14 protein-coding genes are annotated in these 16710 nt (G+C 72.6%); 9 read left to right on the forward strand and 5 right to left on the reverse strand.

Translation table 11 applies throughout. The annotated features are described in order from the left end of the window. The first annotated feature begins 70 nt into the window (after positions 1–70). The 3 genes from IE264_RS07215 (at position 71) to IE264_RS07225 (ending at position 2361) form a co-directional block, all read left to right on the forward strand. Entirely contained in the window at positions 71–730 is a 660-nt protein-coding gene (locus tag IE264_RS07215; RefSeq protein WP_015609760.1) for a response regulator, read from the forward strand. 89 nt (positions 731–819) lie between these two features. Beyond that, on the forward strand, positions 820–1266 hold the full coding sequence (locus tag IE264_RS07220; protein WP_032755909.1) for a pyridoxamine 5'-phosphate oxidase family protein: 447 nt from the start codon (positions 820–822) through the stop codon (positions 1264–1266). Between the two features lie 63 nt (positions 1267–1329). Then, a complete protein-coding gene (locus tag IE264_RS07225; RefSeq protein WP_032755907.1) occupies positions 1330–2361 on the forward strand; it encodes a phosphotransferase enzyme family protein in 1032 nt (343 codons plus the stop codon). A 48-nt stretch (positions 2362–2409) separates the two neighbouring features. Here the strand turns inward: IE264_RS07225 and IE264_RS07230 are convergent, their stop codons facing one another. After that, positions 2410–4002, reverse strand: coding sequence for a protein kinase domain-containing protein (locus IE264_RS07230; protein ID WP_015609763.1), 1593 nt, complete (start codon positions 4000–4002; stop codon positions 2410–2412). 338 nt (positions 4003–4340) lie between these two features. On the opposite strand from IE264_RS07230, the gene IE264_RS07235 reads away from it, so the two are divergent. The 6 genes from IE264_RS07235 (at position 4341) to IE264_RS07260 (ending at position 12079) form a co-directional block, all read left to right on the forward strand. Then, a complete protein-coding gene (locus IE264_RS07235) occupies positions 4341–5993 on the forward strand; it encodes a protein kinase domain-containing protein (protein WP_015609764.1) in 1653 nt (550 codons plus the stop codon). A gap of 241 nt (positions 5994–6234) precedes the next feature. Beyond that, positions 6235–6942 (forward strand): hypothetical protein, encoded by a 708-nt coding sequence (locus IE264_RS07240; protein WP_032755905.1) that lies wholly within the window; start codon positions 6235–6237, stop codon positions 6940–6942. 68 nt (positions 6943–7010) lie between these two features. After that, positions 7011–7634, forward strand: coding sequence for a PadR family transcriptional regulator (locus tag IE264_RS07245; RefSeq protein WP_015609766.1), 624 nt, complete (start codon positions 7011–7013; stop codon positions 7632–7634). 110 nt (positions 7635–7744) lie between these two features. Continuing rightward, positions 7745–8554 (forward strand): ABC transporter ATP-binding protein, encoded by an 810-nt coding sequence (locus IE264_RS07250; RefSeq protein WP_015609767.1) that lies wholly within the window; start codon positions 7745–7747, stop codon positions 8552–8554. After that, the gene (locus IE264_RS07255; RefSeq protein WP_015609768.1) at positions 8551–11409 is read left to right on the forward strand and encodes an FtsX-like permease family protein; all 2859 of its coding nucleotides are present in this window, start codon (positions 8551–8553) and stop codon (positions 11407–11409) included. Before IE264_RS07250 ends, IE264_RS07255 begins: the two co-directional genes overlap by 4 nt. Positions 11410–11530: 121 nt before the next feature. Beyond that, positions 11531–12079, forward strand: a complete 549-nt coding sequence (locus IE264_RS07260; protein ID WP_078618696.1) for a bacterial proteasome activator family protein — start codon at positions 11531–11533, stop codon at positions 12077–12079. 81 nt (positions 12080–12160) lie between these two features. Here the strand turns inward: IE264_RS07260 and IE264_RS07265 are convergent, their stop codons facing one another. From IE264_RS07265 to IE264_RS07280, 4 genes are all read right to left on the reverse strand, one after another. Further along, positions 12161–13147: an NAD(P)H-quinone oxidoreductase gene (locus tag IE264_RS07265; RefSeq protein WP_015609770.1), complete on the reverse strand. Its 987-nt coding sequence runs from the start codon at positions 13145–13147 to the stop codon at positions 12161–12163. A gap of 98 nt (positions 13148–13245) precedes the next feature. Next, positions 13246–14397, reverse strand: coding sequence for a potassium channel family protein (locus IE264_RS07270; protein ID WP_032755900.1), 1152 nt, complete (start codon positions 14395–14397; stop codon positions 13246–13248). Beyond that, positions 14355–15794 (reverse strand): molybdopterin molybdotransferase MoeA, encoded by a 1440-nt coding sequence (locus IE264_RS07275; protein WP_051821777.1) that lies wholly within the window; start codon positions 15792–15794, stop codon positions 14355–14357. Before IE264_RS07275 ends, IE264_RS07270 begins: the two co-directional genes overlap by 43 nt. Beyond that, positions 15791–16690 carry an NTP transferase domain-containing protein gene (locus tag IE264_RS07280; RefSeq protein ID WP_032755899.1) on the reverse strand — a complete coding sequence of 300 codons (900 nt, stop codon included), beginning with the start codon at positions 16688–16690 and terminating at the stop codon, positions 15791–15793. Before IE264_RS07280 ends, IE264_RS07275 begins: the two co-directional genes overlap by 4 nt. Positions 16691–16710 lie beyond the last annotated feature (20 nt).

A 16710-nucleotide genomic window follows, 5' to 3' on the forward strand; every position in this document is an offset into this window, starting at 1 on the left:
AACGGCACGTTATCCCGCGGATCAGCGGCAGGGAAGAGCGGAGCGGAGGCGAGTATGTGAGACTGCGATCGTGCGCGAAGATGGAAAAATCACGGTATTTCTGCTCGACGATCACGAGGTCGTCCGGCGTGGCGTCCATGAGCTGCTGGCCTCCGAGCCCGACATCGAGGTGGTCGGCGAGGCGGGCACGGCCGCCGACGCGCTGGTCAGGATCCCGGCGACGCGCCCCGATGTGGCGGTGCTCGACGTCCGGCTGCCCGACGGCAGTGGCGTGGAGGTGTGCCGCGAGGTCCGTTCGCTGGACGAGAACATCAAATGCCTGATGCTCACCTCGTACGCCGATGACGAGGCCCTTTTCGACGCGATCATGGCCGGCGCGTCGGGATATGTACTGAAGGCGATCCGGGGCAATGAACTGCTCAATGCCGTACGGGACGTCGCCGCCGGGAAATCCCTGCTGGACCCGGTGGCGACCGCCCGGGTACTGGAACGGCTGCGCGACGGCGGCACCGCCAAGGGCGACGACAAGCTCTCCGGGCTGACCGAGCAGGAGCGCAAGATCCTGGACCTGATCGGGGAGGGGCTGACCAACCGGGTCATCGGGGAGCGGCTGCACCTCGCCGAGAAGACGATCAAGAACTACGTCTCCAGCCTGCTGTCCAAGCTGGGCATGGAGCGCCGCTCGCAGGCGGCCGCGTACGTCGCGCGGCTCCAGGCCGAGCGCCGCTGACCTGAGGAGGGCCTGAGGGACTTTGGTCCCGGGCCACCCGGGGCCGGGGACTCTTACCCGGCCCCTACGTGTGCCGGACAGTGGACCGTATGCCCTCCGACGAATCCCCCGCGCCCGCGCCGGTCTCGCCGATCGAGCTGCTCGGCCGGGTCCCGTACGGCCGTCTCGCCACCAGCATGCGGGCCCTGCCGTTCCTGGCGGTGGCCCGGCACATCGTGAGCGACGGCCGGATCCTGCTGCGGATGCACAGCGGTTTCGGCTACCACGAGGCGTGCGACGGGAGCGTCGTCGCCTATGGGGCGGACAACTACAACGCCGCCTCGGCCGATGAGGGCGACGACCTGTGGTCGGTGCAGTTCACCGGGCCCGCCGAGATCGTCCACCCCTGCCCCGAGCAGGCAGAACTCTTCGGAGCCGCCCCCGTCAGCGCCAACGGGGAACCCTTCGCTCCGGCCTATCTCCGGGTCGATCCGCACTTCGTCACAGAGCACACTCTGGACTTCGGCGCAAGTCAGCTTGTCCGCCACGTAGCGTGATCTACCATTTGGTAAGTGCCGCGCTCATATGTAACCCGCCCACCAGTTCCTCCGGTCGGCGAGGTGCTGCGCCGCTACCCAAACGTGGGAGAACCGCTCGCCTGCGAGCCGATCACCAAGGGCCTGCTGAACCACGGATACCGCGTGTCCACCACCCGCGGCTCCTACTTCCTCAAGCACCATCTCGACAAGAAGCACATCGACGACGCCACCGGTGAACGCGCCACGATCGTGCGCCAGCACCGCGCCACCCAGCGCCTGGCCTCCCTCGGCGTGCCCGTCGTCCCGCCCCTGACGGACGCGGAGGGCACCACGGTCACCGTGATCGGTGACCGCTGCTACGCCCTGCACCCCTGGGTCGACGGCCTGCACCGGGTCGGATCCCAGCTCACCCCCCACCAGTCCCGGCGTCTCGGGACGCTCCTCGGAGCCGTACACACCGCTCTTGAGCAGGTCATGCCGGCGGACGGTGAACCCGAGCCGTCCGACGGGCCCTTACCGGCCGGTTACGGCAGTCCGCACGCCGCCGACACCTTCGCGCTGATCGACGAACTGCTGGCCGTGGCGCGCGGGCAGCGCCCCCGGGACAGCCCCCGCGACGCGTTCGACGAACTCGCCGTGCACCGCCTCGTGGAGCGCCGGGCGCTGCTGGAACGGCACGCTCACCGCCGGCCCCCGACGCCGGACGGGCCCGCCACCGGGTGGGTGCACGGGGACTTCCACCCGCTCAACCTGCTCTACCGGGGCGCCGATCCGGTCGCCATCGTGGACTGGGACCGGCTGGGGGTGCAGCCGCGCGCCGAGGAGGCGGTCCGGGCGGCGGCCATCTTCTTCGTGCAGCCGGGCGGGGAGCTGGACCTGGCGAAGGTACGGGCGTACGCCCGCGCGTACCGGCGTGCGGCGGGGGCGGCAGGGGCCGAACTGGCCGCCGCCGTGCACCGGGTGTGGTGGGAGCGGCTCAACGACTTCTGGATACTCCGCTGGCGCTACCGCCTGGACGACCGAAGGGCCGACCCGCAGTTCCCTGCGGTGTCGGCCCTGGCGGTGTGGTGGACCCGTGAGTACGAGGCGGTGTGCGCGGCCTTCACGGAGTGACGCGTGCCCCTAAGAAGGTGACGCGTGCGCTCTATGGCGACGCGGCCCCTACGGGGTCAGGCCCGCGGAGGCGCCGGGGGTCGTCCCCGTGCCTCCGTCGTCGCCGCCACCGGCTCCTCCGGCGGGCTCCCCGCCGCCGGGTCCGCCCGGCGTGCCCGGGTCGGTGGTCGGGTCGGTGGGGTCGCCGCTCGGTTCACCGCTGGTGCCCTCGTTGGTGTTGCCGTCCGTCGTCCCGGCGTCCGTGTTGTCCGACGGGGTCGGGGACGGGGTGAGCGAGGGCTGGGTGGCCGTCGGGGGCGGGGTGTACGGCGGCGGGTTGGGCTGGGTCTGACCGCCCGTCGGGTCGCTCGGCTGCTCCGGCTCCTCGGACTCCTCCTCGGACGGCTCCTCCGAGGGCTCCTCCTCGGAGGAGCTCACCGAGGTGGACGGCGTGACCGGCTTCTTCTCCTTGCCGTTGTCCTGCGCCGCGTTGAGGGCGAAGGCCACTCCGGCGCCGATCGCCACCAGGGCGAGCACCACGAAGAGCCACATCTTGCCGCGCCGGCCACCGGCACTCCGTCCGCCGTCGTAGCCGCCGTCGTCCGGGTTGAGCGGGGGCAGGATCGGGCCCTGCGAGGTGTCCCCGTGCACCGGGTGACCCATCGCCCGCGTGGAGCCCGTCATCCCGTGCGGCGGGGTCCGGCCGCCCTCGTGGTGCGCGACCGGGCCGGTGTTCCACGTACCGGTGTGGCCGCCCTGCACCTGGAGCATCTGCAGGCTGTACTGGACCAGGCCGCGCATCTCCTCGGCGCTCTGGAACCGGTCGTCCGGGTCCTTCGCCAGCGAGCGCATCACCATCCCGTCCAGCTCCGGAGGCACCACGTCCGAGACCTCGGACGGCTGCACCGGGATGTCCTGGACGTGCTGGTAGACCACCGAGAGCGGGGTCTCACCGGTGAACGGGGGCCGCAGCGCGAGCAGTTCGTAGAGCAGGCAGCCCGTGGCGTACAGGTCGGAGCGGTGGTCGACGGCCTTGCCGAGCGCCTGCTCGGGGGAGAGGTACTGCGGCGTGCCCATGACCATGCCGGTCTGGGTCATCGTCGACTGGGCGCCGTGCAGCGCCCGCGCGATGCCGAAGTCCATCACCTTGACCGCGCCGGAGTCCGTGATGATCACGTTGGCGGGCTTGATGTCCCGGTGCACGATGCCGTGCTGGTGCGAGTAGGCCAGCGCCTCCAGCACCCCCGAGACGATGATCAGCGCCTGCTCGGGCGGGGGCGCCTCGGCGGTCAGTAGGAGGTCGCGGATGGTGCGGCCCTCGACCAGCTCCATCACGATGTACGGGACGGTCTGGCCGCCCACGACGTCCTCGCCGGAGTCGTACACGGCGACGATCGCATGGTGGTTGAGGCCGGCGACGGACTGCGCCTCACGCGTGAAGCGGGCCTTGGAGACCGGGTCCTCGGCCAGGTCGGAGCGGAGCAGCTTGACCGCGACCGTACGTCCGAGCCGGACGTCCTCCGCCGCGTACACCTCTGCCATGCCGCCCCGGCCGAGCCGGTAGGTCATCCGGTAGCGTCCGTCACCGACGACGCCGCCGACACCCCAGGCGTCGGAGCCATCCGAAACTCCGCCGCCGTTTGCTTCGGAATCGGGTGCCATCAGTCCTCGCCGTCGTATCTGTCCGCGCGTCCGCGGGTTCTCACGGTGCCTTGCTGCATTGCCACGTCACGCTACAGCCTCCACCGGACACCCAGGTTCCGCACCGGACGGATCATCCGACCGGACGGCGCGCCCTCCCTGCCGATCCACCGTGTTTCCCGTAACGCTTCCGAGACGCTTCTTGTGCGTAGGGTCACGGAACGGGCACCCGGCTTGACGTGTCGGACCCCTCGGGCAGACTTGGCGCGTAATCGCGTCGAACGGAACCGCGTCGCACGCGACCACGTCATACAGAAACATCGCGTGTGCACGGTGCGCCGCCGAGGGGGATGCAAGTCATGAGCCAGGACGGCGCACAGGGCCGCTACGCGGGCGGGGCAGTGGCAGGCGGCCGCTACCAGCTGCGCGACCTGCTCGGCGAAGGCGGGATGGCGTCCGTATACCTGGCCTACGACTCCGCACTCGACCGCCAGGTCGCGATCAAGACCCTGCACACCGAGCTCGGGCGCGAGCAGTCGTTCCGCGAGCGGTTCCGGCGCGAGGCGCAGGCCGTCGCCAAGCTCCAGCACACCAACATCGTCTCGGTCTTCGACACCGGCGAGGACGAGCTCGGCGGCGCGCTGATGCCGTACATCGTCATGGAGTACGTCGAGGGGCAGCCGCTCGGCTCGGTGCTGGCCGCCGACATCCGGCAGTACGGCGCGATGCCCGCCGACAAGGCGCTCAAGGTGACGGCGGACGTGCTCGCCGCACTGGAGACCAGCCACGAGATGGGCCTGGTCCACCGCGACATCAAGCCCGGCAACGTCATGATGACCAAGCGCGGCATCGTGAAGGTCATGGACTTCGGCATCGCCCGCGCCATGCAGTCCGGTGTCACCTCGATGACGCAGACCGGCATGGTCGTCGGCACCCCGCAGTACCTCTCCCCCGAACAGGCCCTCGGCCGCGGTGTCGACGCCCGCTCCGACCTGTACTCGGTCGGCATCATGCTCTTCCAGCTGCTCACCGGCCGGATCCCGTTCGACGCGGACTCCCCGCTCGCCATCGCGTACGCGCATGTGCAGGAGGAGCCGGTCGCGCCGTCCAGCATCAACCGGTCGGTCACCCCGGCGATGGACGCGCTCGTCGCCCGCGCCCTGAAGAAGAACCCGAACGAGCGCTTCCCGAGCGCCGCCGCGATGCGGGACGAGATCGCGCGGGTGCTGAACGCCTCCGGGGGCCGGACCGGCGCGCCGGCGATCGTCGCCGGGGGCGGTCCCGCCAACAGCGGTGCGGGCGTCGGCTCGGCGGTGTTCCCGCCCGTCGACCAGGCCACCCCCGCGCCGCAGAGCGTGCAGACCCCGTACCAGCCGCACCCGCACCAGCAGCCGCAGCACCCGGGCCCGTACAACCAGCCGGCCCCGACGCCCGCGCCGGGCTACGGGTACCCGCAGGCGGCCCAGAGCTACCCGACGCCGGGCCCGCTCGCCCACCAGACCCCGCCGCCGTACACGATCAACCCGCAGCACCAGACGGCCGTCGGCACCACGGGCGGCGGTTCCTCCCAGCGGAACATGCCGGTCATCGTCGGCTCGATCGTCGTCGCGCTGCTCGCCGTCGGCGGCCTCATCACCGCGCTCGCCCTCCAGGGGGGCGGCAAGGACGACGAGGCGGGCAAGGGCGGCGACCCGGGGACCAGCGAGACCTCGACGGACGAGGGCTACCGGCCGCCGGAGCGGAACCGGACGATGAAGAGCACCAAGTGCACGGACGCCCTTGAGGACTCCGACGACCCGCAGAAGGTCCAGGCGCCCAACTTCGTCTACAAGGACATCCTCTCGGCCAAGGCCTGCGCGGCGGCCGCCGGCTGGACGATCAAGGAGATCGAGGAGCCCGGCAACACGTACGCGGAGGGCCAGGTCGTCGGGCAGTTCCCGTCCTCGGGTGCGGCCGTCGCCGAGCAGGGTGCCCACTTCGAGCTGAAGGTCTCCACGGGCCGGCCTTCCTGAACGGGGCCGGGGCGGCCGACCGGGGGCCGTCCGGGGTCCCTCCGGGGTGCGCGGCACCTGCCTGGTCCGCCGTTCCGGCCGGTCGGTCGCGGTGATCGCTTCTGATCAAGGTGCGGATTCTCTGATCATTTATGGGGCAGTTGATCTCCCTTACGGGTCGGTAGTCGACCCCGGATGGCCGGATATCTCCTCCTGACCCGTCCGGGATGCCGGATGCAAGAGCCCATGTGACGCTGATCTCATGGCTCCAGGACTTCCGGCCGTGTGGTCGTCGAGGTGCGCGGTCTGTCTGCTGGTGGCAGCCGGCGCGGCGCTGGGGCCGTCGGGGCCGCTGGGCGGGACCGCCCACGCGTCACCGGCGTCCGCCGGGCCCTCCGTGAGCGCCACGCCCTCCGGGACGCCGAGCCCCGCCGCCACGCCGCCCCTGCCGTCGGGCGCCGGCTCCTCCCCCCCTTCCTCCGCGGAGTCCGTGGGCCCGTCGGCCCTACCCCTCCCGTCCGGCGCCCTCAGCTCCGGGGCCGGGGAGCCGGGTGGCAGCCCCTCCGCCGACTTCGTGTACGGGGACGGCGCCGAGGCCCCCGCGTCCTCCGCCTCGCCCTCTCCCAGCCGTTCCGCTTCCGTCGAGGTGTCGGGGTCGACCGCACCGCTGGCCGGGCGCGAGGCCGGGGCCGGGAAGGTGCGTCCCGGGCGGTCGCTGACCCCGCTGGAGCTGGCGCGGGCCGAGACACCGGACGAGCCGGAACCGCCGGACGAGCCGGAGCAGAGCGCCGTGGGCCTGCCGGAATCCACCGTGCCGCCCGAGGAGTTCAGCGAGACCGGGGCTCAGGCCACCCGTGCCCTGGACGCCGCCGCCGTACGGCAGGTGCAGCAGGTCTCGCTCGGTACGGGCATCGCCCTGGTGGGTCTCGGGCTCGCGTTCCTCGCGTTCCGTTTGCGCCGCGTGAACTGACGGATTCCCCGTAGCGGTGCCACCGCAGTGACTTGCCAGAAGCAACATACTCGGTATACATACTCAGTATGTCGATCCGCCACGGGCTACTGGCCCTCCTGGAGCGGGGGCCCCGTTACGGCTCCCAGCTCCGCACCGAGTTCGAGTCGCGCACCGGCTCCACCTGGCCCCTGAACGTCGGCCAGGTCTATACGACGCTGGGCCGCCTGGAGCGCGACGGCATGGTCGTGCAGGAGGGGGCCGACGAGGCCGGGCACGACCTCTACGCGATCACCGACGACGGCCGGGCCGAGCTGCGCAGCTGGTTCGGGACCCCGGTGGACCGCACCAGCCCGCCCCGCGACGAACTGGCCATCAAGCTCGCCATGGCCGTGGGGGCACCGGGTGTCGACATCCGTGATGTCATCCAGTCCCAGCGCCACCACACCCTCAAGGCCATGCAGGACTACACCCGGCTCAAGGCCCAGGCCCTCACCGATGTCCCGGCCAACCGGGACGAGGTCGCCTGGCTCCTCGTGGTGGAGCAGCTGATCTTCCAGGCGGAGGCCGAGGCCCGCTGGCTCGACCACTGCGAGTCGCGGCTCGTCCGCCTCGCCGAAGCCGCCGCCACCGACCCCTCGGCCGAGCCCGGCCCGGCGGCCACCCGGGGCCCGGCCCGGTCCCTGACCGGCCGCACGAAGGCCCGCCGCTGAGCCCGCCTGCCGTCCCCGGCCGCACGCACAAAAGCCCGCCGCCGAGCCCGCGCGTTTCCTGTTCCGCACTCCATGACCAGCGCGTTTCCGTCTAGGGGGAACCACCCACCATGTCCCTGCCCGCCGCCACACCGCCGCCGCCGTCCCCCGGGACACCCGCAGGCGACCCCGTACTCGAACTGCGGGCGCTGACCCGTACCCACGGCTCCGGCATCGCCGAGGTGCACGCCCTGCGCGGGATCAGCCTCTCGGTTTACCCGGGTGAGCTGGTCGCCGTGATGGGGCCCTCCGGCTCCGGCAAGTCCACCCTGCTGACCCTGGCCGGCGGGCTCGACAACGCCACCAGCGGCCAGGTCGTCATCGAGGGCCAGGACATCGCCTCCCTCGGCCGCAAGGGCGTCGCCGCCCTGCGCCGCCGCAGCGTCGGGTACGTCTTCCAGGACTACAACCTCATCCCCGCCCTGACCGCCGCCGAGAACATCGCGCTCCCCCGCGAACTCGACGGCGTCTCCGTGCGCAAGGCCCGCAAGGAAGCCCTCGCCGCACTGGCCGAGATGAAGCTGACCGAGATAGCCGACCGCTTCCCCGACGAGATGTCCGGCGGCCAGCAGCAGCGCGTCGCCATCGCCCGCGCCCTCGTCGGCGACCGGCGCCTCGTCCTCGCCGACGAGCCGACCGGAGCGCTCGACTCCGAGACCGGCGAGGCCGTCCTCGCCCTGCTGCGCACCCGCTGCGACCAGGGCGCGGCCGGGGTGATGGTGACCCATGAGCCCCGGTACGCGGCCTGGGCCGACCGGGTCGTCTTCCTCCGCGACGGTTCGATCGTCGACCAGACGCTGACCACCGGGGCCGAATCGCTGCTCGCGGCGGGAGCCACGGGAGCGGCCGGCACCTCCGGATCCGCCGGGGCCGCCAAGTGAGCCTCTTCTCCGGATGGCGCGCCGCCCTCCGCATAGCCAGACGCGACGCGGTGCGGGCCAAGGGCCGCAGCGCCCTCGTCGTCGCGATGATCGCCCTGCCGGTCCTCGGTGTGACCGCCGCCGACCTGACGTACCGCAGCGCCCTGCCCACCCTGGCGGAGGAGCTGACGGCGGACCTGGGAGCGGCCGACGCCCTCTTCACGGATCAGGGGATGGGCCCGGTCCGGCTGGAACAGATGCCCGACGGCATCATGTGGCAGACGCCCGAGGACGCCCCGGAGACGTTCCCCGACGACGAGCGGAAGCCCGTCGACGTACCGGCGACCTTCCCGAAGGGATCGCGCCACCTCACCGAGCAGTCCGTACCCGCCTCCGTGACGACCCGCCACGGCATCACCGACACCCAGATCACCGAACTGAGCGTCGCGGACCCGCTGCTGCGCGGCCGGGTCGAGCTGACCGACGGCGCCTACCCGCGGGCCAAGGACGAGATCGCGGCGACCGAGGCCTTCATCGAGGCGTCCGGGCTCTCCATCGGCGACCGCGTCACCGTGCGCGGCCCCGAGCAGGTCTACACCCTCACCGGTGCGGTGGAGCTGCCCGCCGAGCTGGAGGCGAGGTCCCTGTTCGCCGTGCCCGGCGCGGTCATCGCCCCGTGGCAGAAGACCTCGGACGGCGACAAGGAGATCCTGCCACCCCAGGTGAGCAACCTGCAGTGGCTGGTCCAGGGCCCGCCCGGAGCGGGCGTGACCTGGCAGGACGTGCTCGCCGCCAATGAGAAGGGCGTGGTGGTACGGGCCCGTCAGGTCGCCCTGGACCCGCCGCCGGACTCCGAGGTCCCCATGGCCGCGCACATGCAGGGCTGGGAGACCGACAACGCGGAGCTGACCGCGGCCGCCCTCACCGTGGCCGCCATGGCCGTACTGGAGATCGTGCTGCTGGCCGGTCCGGCGTTCGCCGTGGGCGCCCGCCGTTCGCGCCGGCAGCTGGGCCTGGTCGGTTCGTGCGGCGGCACCCGGGGCCAGGTCCGGGCCGTGGTGCTCGCGGGCGGTGCGGTGCTCGGCGGGGTCGGCGCCGTCGCCGGGGTCGGGGCCGGGTTCGGTCTCACCGTTCTGTTCCGCCCGATGATCGAGGACTTCACCGGCAACCGCTTCGGCGAACTGACCGTCCGGCCCTGGGAGATCCTCGCCATCGCCGTACTCGGCCTGGTCACCGGTGTCCTCGCCGCACTCGCCCCGGCGATCGTGGCGGGCCGCCAGTCGATCCTGGAGTCGCTCACCGGGCACCGCGGCACCCGCCGCAGCTCCCGGGTGCTGCCGATCGTCGGCTCCGTCGTGCTCGCGGGCGGCATCGCCGTCGCGGTGTACGGAGGTGTCAGCGGCAACACCACCCTGGTCGCGGGCGGTTCCGTCCTCGCCGAACTGGGCCTCCTCGGCTGCATCCCGGTGATCGTCGGCTTCCTCGGCCGGCTCGGCCGCCGGCTGCCGCTGACGCCCCGCATCGCCCTGCGCGACGCGGCCCGCAACCGGGGCCGTACCGCCCCCGCCGTCGCCGCCGTGATGGCGGCCGTCGCGGGCAGCGTCGCCATCGCCACGTACACCAGCAGCAGCGCCGCCGAGAACGACTACGACCACCAGCCCAACCTCACCGCGGGCACCGCGGCGCTGATGACCTTCGACACCACCAAGAAGGCCGATCTGCCCCGCGCACGGGCCGCCGTCGAGCAGAACTACCCCGTCAGCGGCGGGCGCACCGACCTCGGGCGGCTCTGGGCGGGCAGCGACTGCTCGGTGTACTACGAGGAGGAGAACGGCTGCGGGACCCTCGACATCGTCAAGCCCACCGGAAAGGCCCACTCCTGCCCCCTGAAGGGCAAGGGCGCCAAGGAGCTCGCCCTGCGGATCTCGGCCGACGAGCACAAGCGGCTGATGAACTCCCCCGCCTGCGTGGACGAGAGCTCCACCATGGTCGCGTTCGGCACCGACGAGAACAAGATCGTCATCGGGGACGCGGCCCTGCTCACCTCGTACGTGAAGCTCGACGACCCGGCGGCGGCGAAGGCCCTCGCGGAGGGCACACCCGTCCTGCTCAACTCGGCGTACGCGAAGGACGGCGAGGTCACCCTCAAGGCCGTCCACACCTACAACGAGCGCGACAAGAAAATGCGCGCCCTGCACCCCGGCAAGGCCCGCACCACCACGGACCGGCTGAAGGTGTACGTCGCCCCGGACCGCTACGCGTCGACCCCGGGCATCCGGATGGTCATGCCGCAGCGGACCGCGGACCGGCTCGGCCTGCACTCCGAGGAGTACGGCAGCATCTACACCCTCAACCGCGAGCCGACGGACGCCGAGCGGCAGGGGGCCGACGCGGCGATCGAGCAGGCAGGCAACCGCGCGTACGTGATGACGGCGAACCCCGAGCGGCAGGGGGACGACGAGGCGGTCCTGCTGATCCTCGCCCTCTTCGCCGGTGTCGTGACCCTGGGCGCCGCGGCCATCACGACCGGTCTCTCCAAGGCCGACGCGGAGGCCGACCTCACCACGCTCAGCGCGGTGGGCGCGCCCCCGGGCGTACGGCGCTCGCTCACCGGCTTCCAGTGCCTGGTCGTCGCTCTGACCGGGGTGCTGCTGGGGACGGCGGCGGGGATCGTGCCCGCGGTCGCGCTGCGCCTGACCGACCTGCGCGAAGCCCTGGCGGACATGCGGGCGGATCCGATGGAGTCGGCGTACACCCCGATCGTGCTGCCCTGGGAGACGATCGCCCTGCTGGCCGTGGTCGTCCCGGTGCTGGCCGGGCTGCTCGCCGCCGCACTCACCAGCTCCCGGCTGAAGCTGGCCCGACGCGCGGGGTAGCCGCATCCCCTGGACCCTTCCGGTGCCCCCGATGAGGCTTCCGGTGCCCCCGGAGACGGTGGATCATCCGTTTCCGGGGGCACCAACGTGGTGTACGGCACGTGTGCGAGACAATGGCGGCATGGAAATGCCGAGGAATGACCGGTCGCAGGAGCACCCGCAGGTCCTTGTAGTGGGCCAGGACGGAATGGCTATCGGCGGCGGTGCCAGTGACGACGAGTCGCGCGAGGTCCCGGTGACGGAAATGGTCGAACAGCCCGCGAAAGTCATGCGCATCGGCAGCATGATCAAGCAGCTTCTGGAGGAGGTCAGGGCGGCTCCTCTCGACGAGGCGAGCCGGGTGCGGCTCAAGGAGATCCACGCCAGCTCCGTCAAGGAGCTGGAGGACGGCCTCGCGCCGGAGCTGGTGGAGGAGCTGGAGCGGCTCTCGCTGCCGTTCACCGAGGAGTCGGTGCCCTCCGAGGCCGAGCTGCGGATCGCGCAGGCTCAGCTGGTGGGCTGGCTGGAGGGCCTCTTCCACGGCATCCAGACGGCGCTGTTCGCCCAGCAGATGGCGGCCCGCGCACAGCTGGAGCAGATGCGCCGCGCACTGCCGCCCGGGATGACCCACGAGGACGAGGAAGGCGGCGGGGACCCGCACGGTCCGATCCGTTCGGGCCCGTACCTGTAGCCGTATCCGACCGCAGCGAACCGGCGGGGCCCGGCACACATCACGGTGTGTGCCGGGCCCCGCTGTGTACGTTCTCCCTGCTCACGCGCCCGGCGCGACCAGCAGCACCTTGCCGATGTGGGAGCTGGACTCGAGCACGCGGTGCGCCTCGGCGGCGTCCTCCATGGGCACCGTACGGTCCACCACGGGCCGGACCACCCCGTCGGCGATCAGCGGCCACACATGCTCGCGTACGGCGGCGATGATGGCGGCCTTCTCGCCGAGCGGGCGGCCCCGCAGGGAGGTCGCGGTGACGGCGGCCCGCTTGGTCAGCAGGGCACCGAGGTTCAGCTCGCCCTTCGCACCGCCCTGGAGGCCGATGATCGCCAGGCGGCCGTTGACGGCGAGCGCCTTCACGTTCCGGTCCAGGTACTTGGCGCCGACGATGTCCAGGATGACATCCGCCCCCGCCCCGTCGGTCGCCTTCTCCAGCTCCGCCACGAAGTCCTGCTCGCGGTAGTCGATGAGGATGTCGGCGCCGAGCGCCGCGCACTCGGCGAGCTTCTGCGGGCTGCCCGCCGTGACCGCCACCCGGGCGCCGACCGCCTTCGCCAGCTGGATCGCCATCGTGCCGATACCGCTGGAACCGCCGTGGACGAGGAGGGTCTCACCGGGGCGCAGGTGGGCGACCATGAAGACGTTCGACCAGACGGTCGCGGTCACCTCGGGCAGCGCGGCCGCCGCCGCCAGATCGACGCCGTCCGGTACGGGGAGGAGCTGGCCCACCGGTACGGCGACCTTCTCCGCGTATCCGCCGCCCGACAGCAGCGCGCACACGGCGTCGCCGACCGCCCAGCCGGTCACGCCGGGACCGATCGCCGCGATCCGGCCCGCGCACTCCAGACCTGGGTAGGGGGACGCACCGGGCGGCGGGTCGTAGAAGCCCTGCCGCTGGAGGACATCGGCACGGTTGACGGCGCTGGAGACGACCTCGACGAGGACCTCGCCGTCGCCGGGTACGGGATCGGGCACCTCGGCCCAGACGAGCGCCTCGGGGCCACCGGGTTCGGGGATCGTGATCGCATGCATGGCCGCGAGGCTACTCCCGTCGCTGCCCGCCCGCGTGGCTTCAGGGGCGGCTTTCCGCGCGGCTCCCCGGGGTCAGCGGGGCCGCGCGGCTTCCCGGATCAGGGGCGGTGGTGCGGCAGGTGGGGCAGGGAGGGGCCGGACGGGCCGGAGCCGGGGGGCGGGGTGGCCCGCACGATGGTGATGACCCGGTCCGTCAGCTGCAACGGGCTGGCCGCCGGATCGTCGTAACCGAGCAGCCGGTGCCCGCGCAGCACACTGACGACCAGGTCGTCGGTCTCCCGGACGCTCTTGCCCACCTCGGCCTTTATCACCGGCCGTTCGACGAGATCGAGGCCACTGCCCTGCTGGATCAGGTCCTCCATCACCGTGCCCGCGCTCGGGCTGAGGACGGAGAGACCGAGCAGCCGTCCGGCGGCACTCGCACTGGTGATCACCGCGTCGGCACCGGACTGCCGCAGCAGCGGAGCGTTCTCCTCCTCGCGGACCGCCGCCACGATCTTCGCCCCGCGGTTCAGCTGACGCGCGGTCAGCGCGACCAGCACGGCGGTGTCGTCGCGCTGGGTGGCGATGATGATCTGACGCGCCTTCTGGAGCTCGGCCCGCAGCAGCACATCGCTGCGGGTCGCGTCGCCGAGTACGCCGGTGAAGCCCTCGGCGTTGGCGACCTCGATCACCTTGGAAGCCGGATCGACGATGACGATCTGCTCCTTCGACAGGCCGGTGGCGCAGAGTGTCTGGATCGCCGAACGGCCCTTGGTGCCGAAGCCGACGACGACGGTGTGGTCACGCAAGTTGGCTCTCCAACGCTTCAGCCGGAAGTCCTCGCGGGTCCGTTCCGTGAGGACCTCAAGAGTGGTGCCGACCAGGATGATCAGGAACATCACACGCAGCGGTGTCACGAGCACCACGTTGATCAGCCGGGCTCCGGCGCTGTACGGGGTGATGTCGCCGTACCCGGTGGTGGAGAGGGTGACCGTGGCGTAGTAGACCGCGTCCAGCAGATCGACCTCGCCGTCGGCGTTGTCGTTGTAGCCCGCCCGGTCGAGCCAGACGATCAGCACCGTCGCGGCCAGCACGAGCAGCGCCATCAGCAGCCGTTTGCCGACCTGCCGCGCCGGACCGTGGGTGACCCGGCGGGGGAGCATCACCCGCGTCGGTACGACATGTTCGTCGGCCCGCCTGGCCATCGCGTCCTGGCCGGGAAGTTTCACGTGAAACACCCTTCCGTCCACGGCGTCGCCGGGGCCCATGGGAGATCCAGAATCTCCACCTCGGTGCCGGACCGTACCCCGCCGGCCGGTACGACAGCCAGTCCGTCCGCCGCGGCGATCCCGCGCAGCATGGCCGGGCCGTTGTACCGCAGGGGCGCCACATGGTCCCGGCCGCCCGCACGGCCCGCGCGGTGGACCACGGGGACGAGGCGGGTGTCGTGCGGATGTCCGGGCACGTCGGCGTGGACGAGCGCCCGGTACGCGTCCTGGGCCGGGCGGCCCGCGAGCCCCGCGAGGAGCGGTTCGGCGAGCGTCAGCAGCCCCGATACGGCGGCGAGCGGGTTGCCGGGCAGCCCGACCAGGTGGGGCCCGTCCGGGGAGAGCCGCGCCAGCAGCATGGGGTGGCCGGGGCGTACGGCGACACCGTCCACGAGCAGCTCGGCGCCGAGGGCGGCCAGGACCGGGTGCACATGGTCGACCGGGCCCGAGGCGGTCCCGCCGGTGGTGACGATCAGGTCGGCGTCGGAGGAGGTGAGGGCCTCACGCAGGGCCTCCGCGTCGTCCCCGAGGCGGCGGGGGCCGGAGACCTCGGCGCCCAGGGCCCGCAGCCAGGGGCCGAGCATGGGGCCGAGGGCGTCACGGATCAGGCCGTCGTGCGGGAGGCCCGCGGCGAGGAGTTCGTCGCCGAGTACGAGGACGTCGACGCGGGGGCGGGGGACGGCGGGCAGGGCGTCGTACCCGGCGGCCGCGGCGAGCCCGAGCACCGCAGGGGTGACGACCGTGCCGGCCGGGACCAACCGGTCGCCCGAGCGGCACTCCTGGCCCCGGGGGCGGATGTCCTGGCCGGTGACGACGGGCCGCCGGGTGGAGACCAGCGCCCTGGCCTCGTCGACCTGGGCGTGCTCGCTGCGGATGACCGCGGTGGTGTCGGCGGGGGTGCGGGCTCCGGTGGCGATCCGTACGGCGGTGCCGTCGGGAAGGCGGGTGGCGGTGGGGCTCTCCCCGACCCCCGCGAGCAGGCTCACGCCCTCCTCGTACGTCCAGGGGCCCGGCCCGGCGACGGCCCAGCCGTCCATGGCGGAGGTGTCGAAGGACGGCAGGTCGGTGAGGGCGGCGAGCGGTTCGGCGAGTACATGGCCCAGGGCTCGGTCGAGCGGCAGCCGGACCACGGCGAGCGGCCCGCCCCGCCCGGCCCGCGCGGCTACGGCCCGCGCGCGGTCCCAGAGGAGGTCCGGGGTGGGGGAGACGGGGACCGGGGGAGTTGGGTGCGGGGTGGGGTCCTGGTGCTCTCTGCGGTCCTGGTGCTCGCTGCGGTTCTGGTTGCGTGGCACCTGATCGCCCGCCTGATCGTCAGCTCGGTTACGCGCCCGGTTCCGGCCCCCGACCAGCGCCAGCGCCTGTTCGACGGCCAGCTCTTCGGCGTCGTCGCCGGTCATGGCGTCCCGGCCTGTTCGCCGCCCGCATCCGGCCCGGTCCCCTTCGCCGCGCCCTCGGCCTCCCAGCGCAGGGCGAGCGCGGTGGCCTTGCGAGCGGCCTCGGCGACCGCCGCCGCCGCTTCCTCCGGCCCGGCGTCGGCGCTCGCCCTGGCCGCCGCGTACCCGACCAGGAAGGTCGTGAGCGGTGCGGCGGGCCGCGCGACCCCGTGCGCGGCGTCGCGGGCGAGGTCGAGCAGGACATCGGTGTCGACGTCGAGTTCGATTCCCAGTTCGTTCTTGACCGAGGTGATCCATTCGTCCAGCACGGCCCCATGCTCCCTGATCCGGGCCCGGGCTGCGGCGATGTCGTCCCAGGTGTCGCAGTCGAACGCGGCGTGCGGCCCCGCATCGACCCGGGCCAGGTCCAGTTCCCCGGTCAGCAGCCGGAGCGGCAGACCGGCGAGGCCGCCGTGCTCGGTGGCGAGAAGGGCCAGCTCACGGCGGAGCGGCTCCGAGCGGTAGACGGCGACGAGCGGCTGGTCGCGGCCGTCGGGGTCGGTGCAGAGCGCGCCCTCCCGGCCGTCCGCACCGGCGGCGACGAGCAGCGCGTCGACCGTCGTCGGCCCGAGGAACGGAAGATCGGCGGAGAGGACGAGCACCCGCTCCGCCGCCGTCAGCCGCACCCCCGCTCCGAGCGCGGCCAACGGGCCGCCGCCCTGAGGGACTTCGCGGGTCCAGGTGACCGGCCGTGAGGTGGGCCTGCGGCCGCCCACCACGACGGTGGCGCCCGCACCGGAGCAGGCTGCCAGCACCCGGTCGAGCAGCGCGCGGCCGCCGACCCGCACAGCCGGCTTGTCGGCGCCGCCGAGCCGCTTGGCGGCCCCGCCGGCCAGGACGATCACGTCGTAGGCGGTCATACGTCGAGTATGGGCGGCGC

This window comes from Streptomyces microflavus, assembly GCF_014650075.1.
Lineage (GTDB): Bacteria > Actinomycetota > Actinomycetes > Streptomycetales > Streptomycetaceae > Streptomyces > Streptomyces microflavus.

What these genes read in the sequence shown, in the direction of transcription:
- IE264_RS07270 (WP_032755900.1), bottom strand. Translation starts at nt 14,397, where the DNA reads ATGGGCCCCGGCGACGCCGTGGACGGAAGGGTGTTTCACGTGAAACTT.
- IE264_RS07250 (WP_015609767.1), top strand. Translation starts at nt 7,745, where the DNA reads ATGTCCCTGCCCGCCGCCACACCGCCGCCGCCGTCCCCCGGGACACCC.
- IE264_RS07245 (WP_015609766.1), top strand. Translation starts at nt 7,011, where the DNA reads ATGTCGATCCGCCACGGGCTACTGGCCCTCCTGGAGCGGGGGCCCCGT.
- IE264_RS07265 (WP_015609770.1), bottom strand. Translation starts at nt 13,147, where the DNA reads ATGCATGCGATCACGATCCCCGAACCCGGTGGCCCCGAGGCGCTCGTC.
- IE264_RS07275 (WP_051821777.1), bottom strand. Translation starts at nt 15,794, where the DNA reads ATGACCGGCGACGACGCCGAAGAGCTGGCCGTCGAACAGGCGCTGGCG.
- IE264_RS07260 (WP_078618696.1), top strand. Translation starts at nt 11,531, where the DNA reads ATGGAAATGCCGAGGAATGACCGGTCGCAGGAGCACCCGCAGGTCCTT.
- IE264_RS07240 (WP_032755905.1), top strand. Translation starts at nt 6,235, where the DNA reads ATGGCTCCAGGACTTCCGGCCGTGTGGTCGTCGAGGTGCGCGGTCTGT.
- IE264_RS07280 (WP_032755899.1), bottom strand. Translation starts at nt 16,690, where the DNA reads ATGACCGCCTACGACGTGATCGTCCTGGCCGGCGGGGCCGCCAAGCGG.
- IE264_RS07220 (WP_032755909.1), top strand. Translation starts at nt 820, where the DNA reads ATGCCCTCCGACGAATCCCCCGCGCCCGCGCCGGTCTCGCCGATCGAG.
- IE264_RS07230 (WP_015609763.1), bottom strand. Translation starts at nt 4,002, where the DNA reads ATGGCACCCGATTCCGAAGCAAACGGCGGCGGAGTTTCGGATGGCTCC.
- IE264_RS07235 (WP_015609764.1), top strand. Translation starts at nt 4,341, where the DNA reads ATGAGCCAGGACGGCGCACAGGGCCGCTACGCGGGCGGGGCAGTGGCA.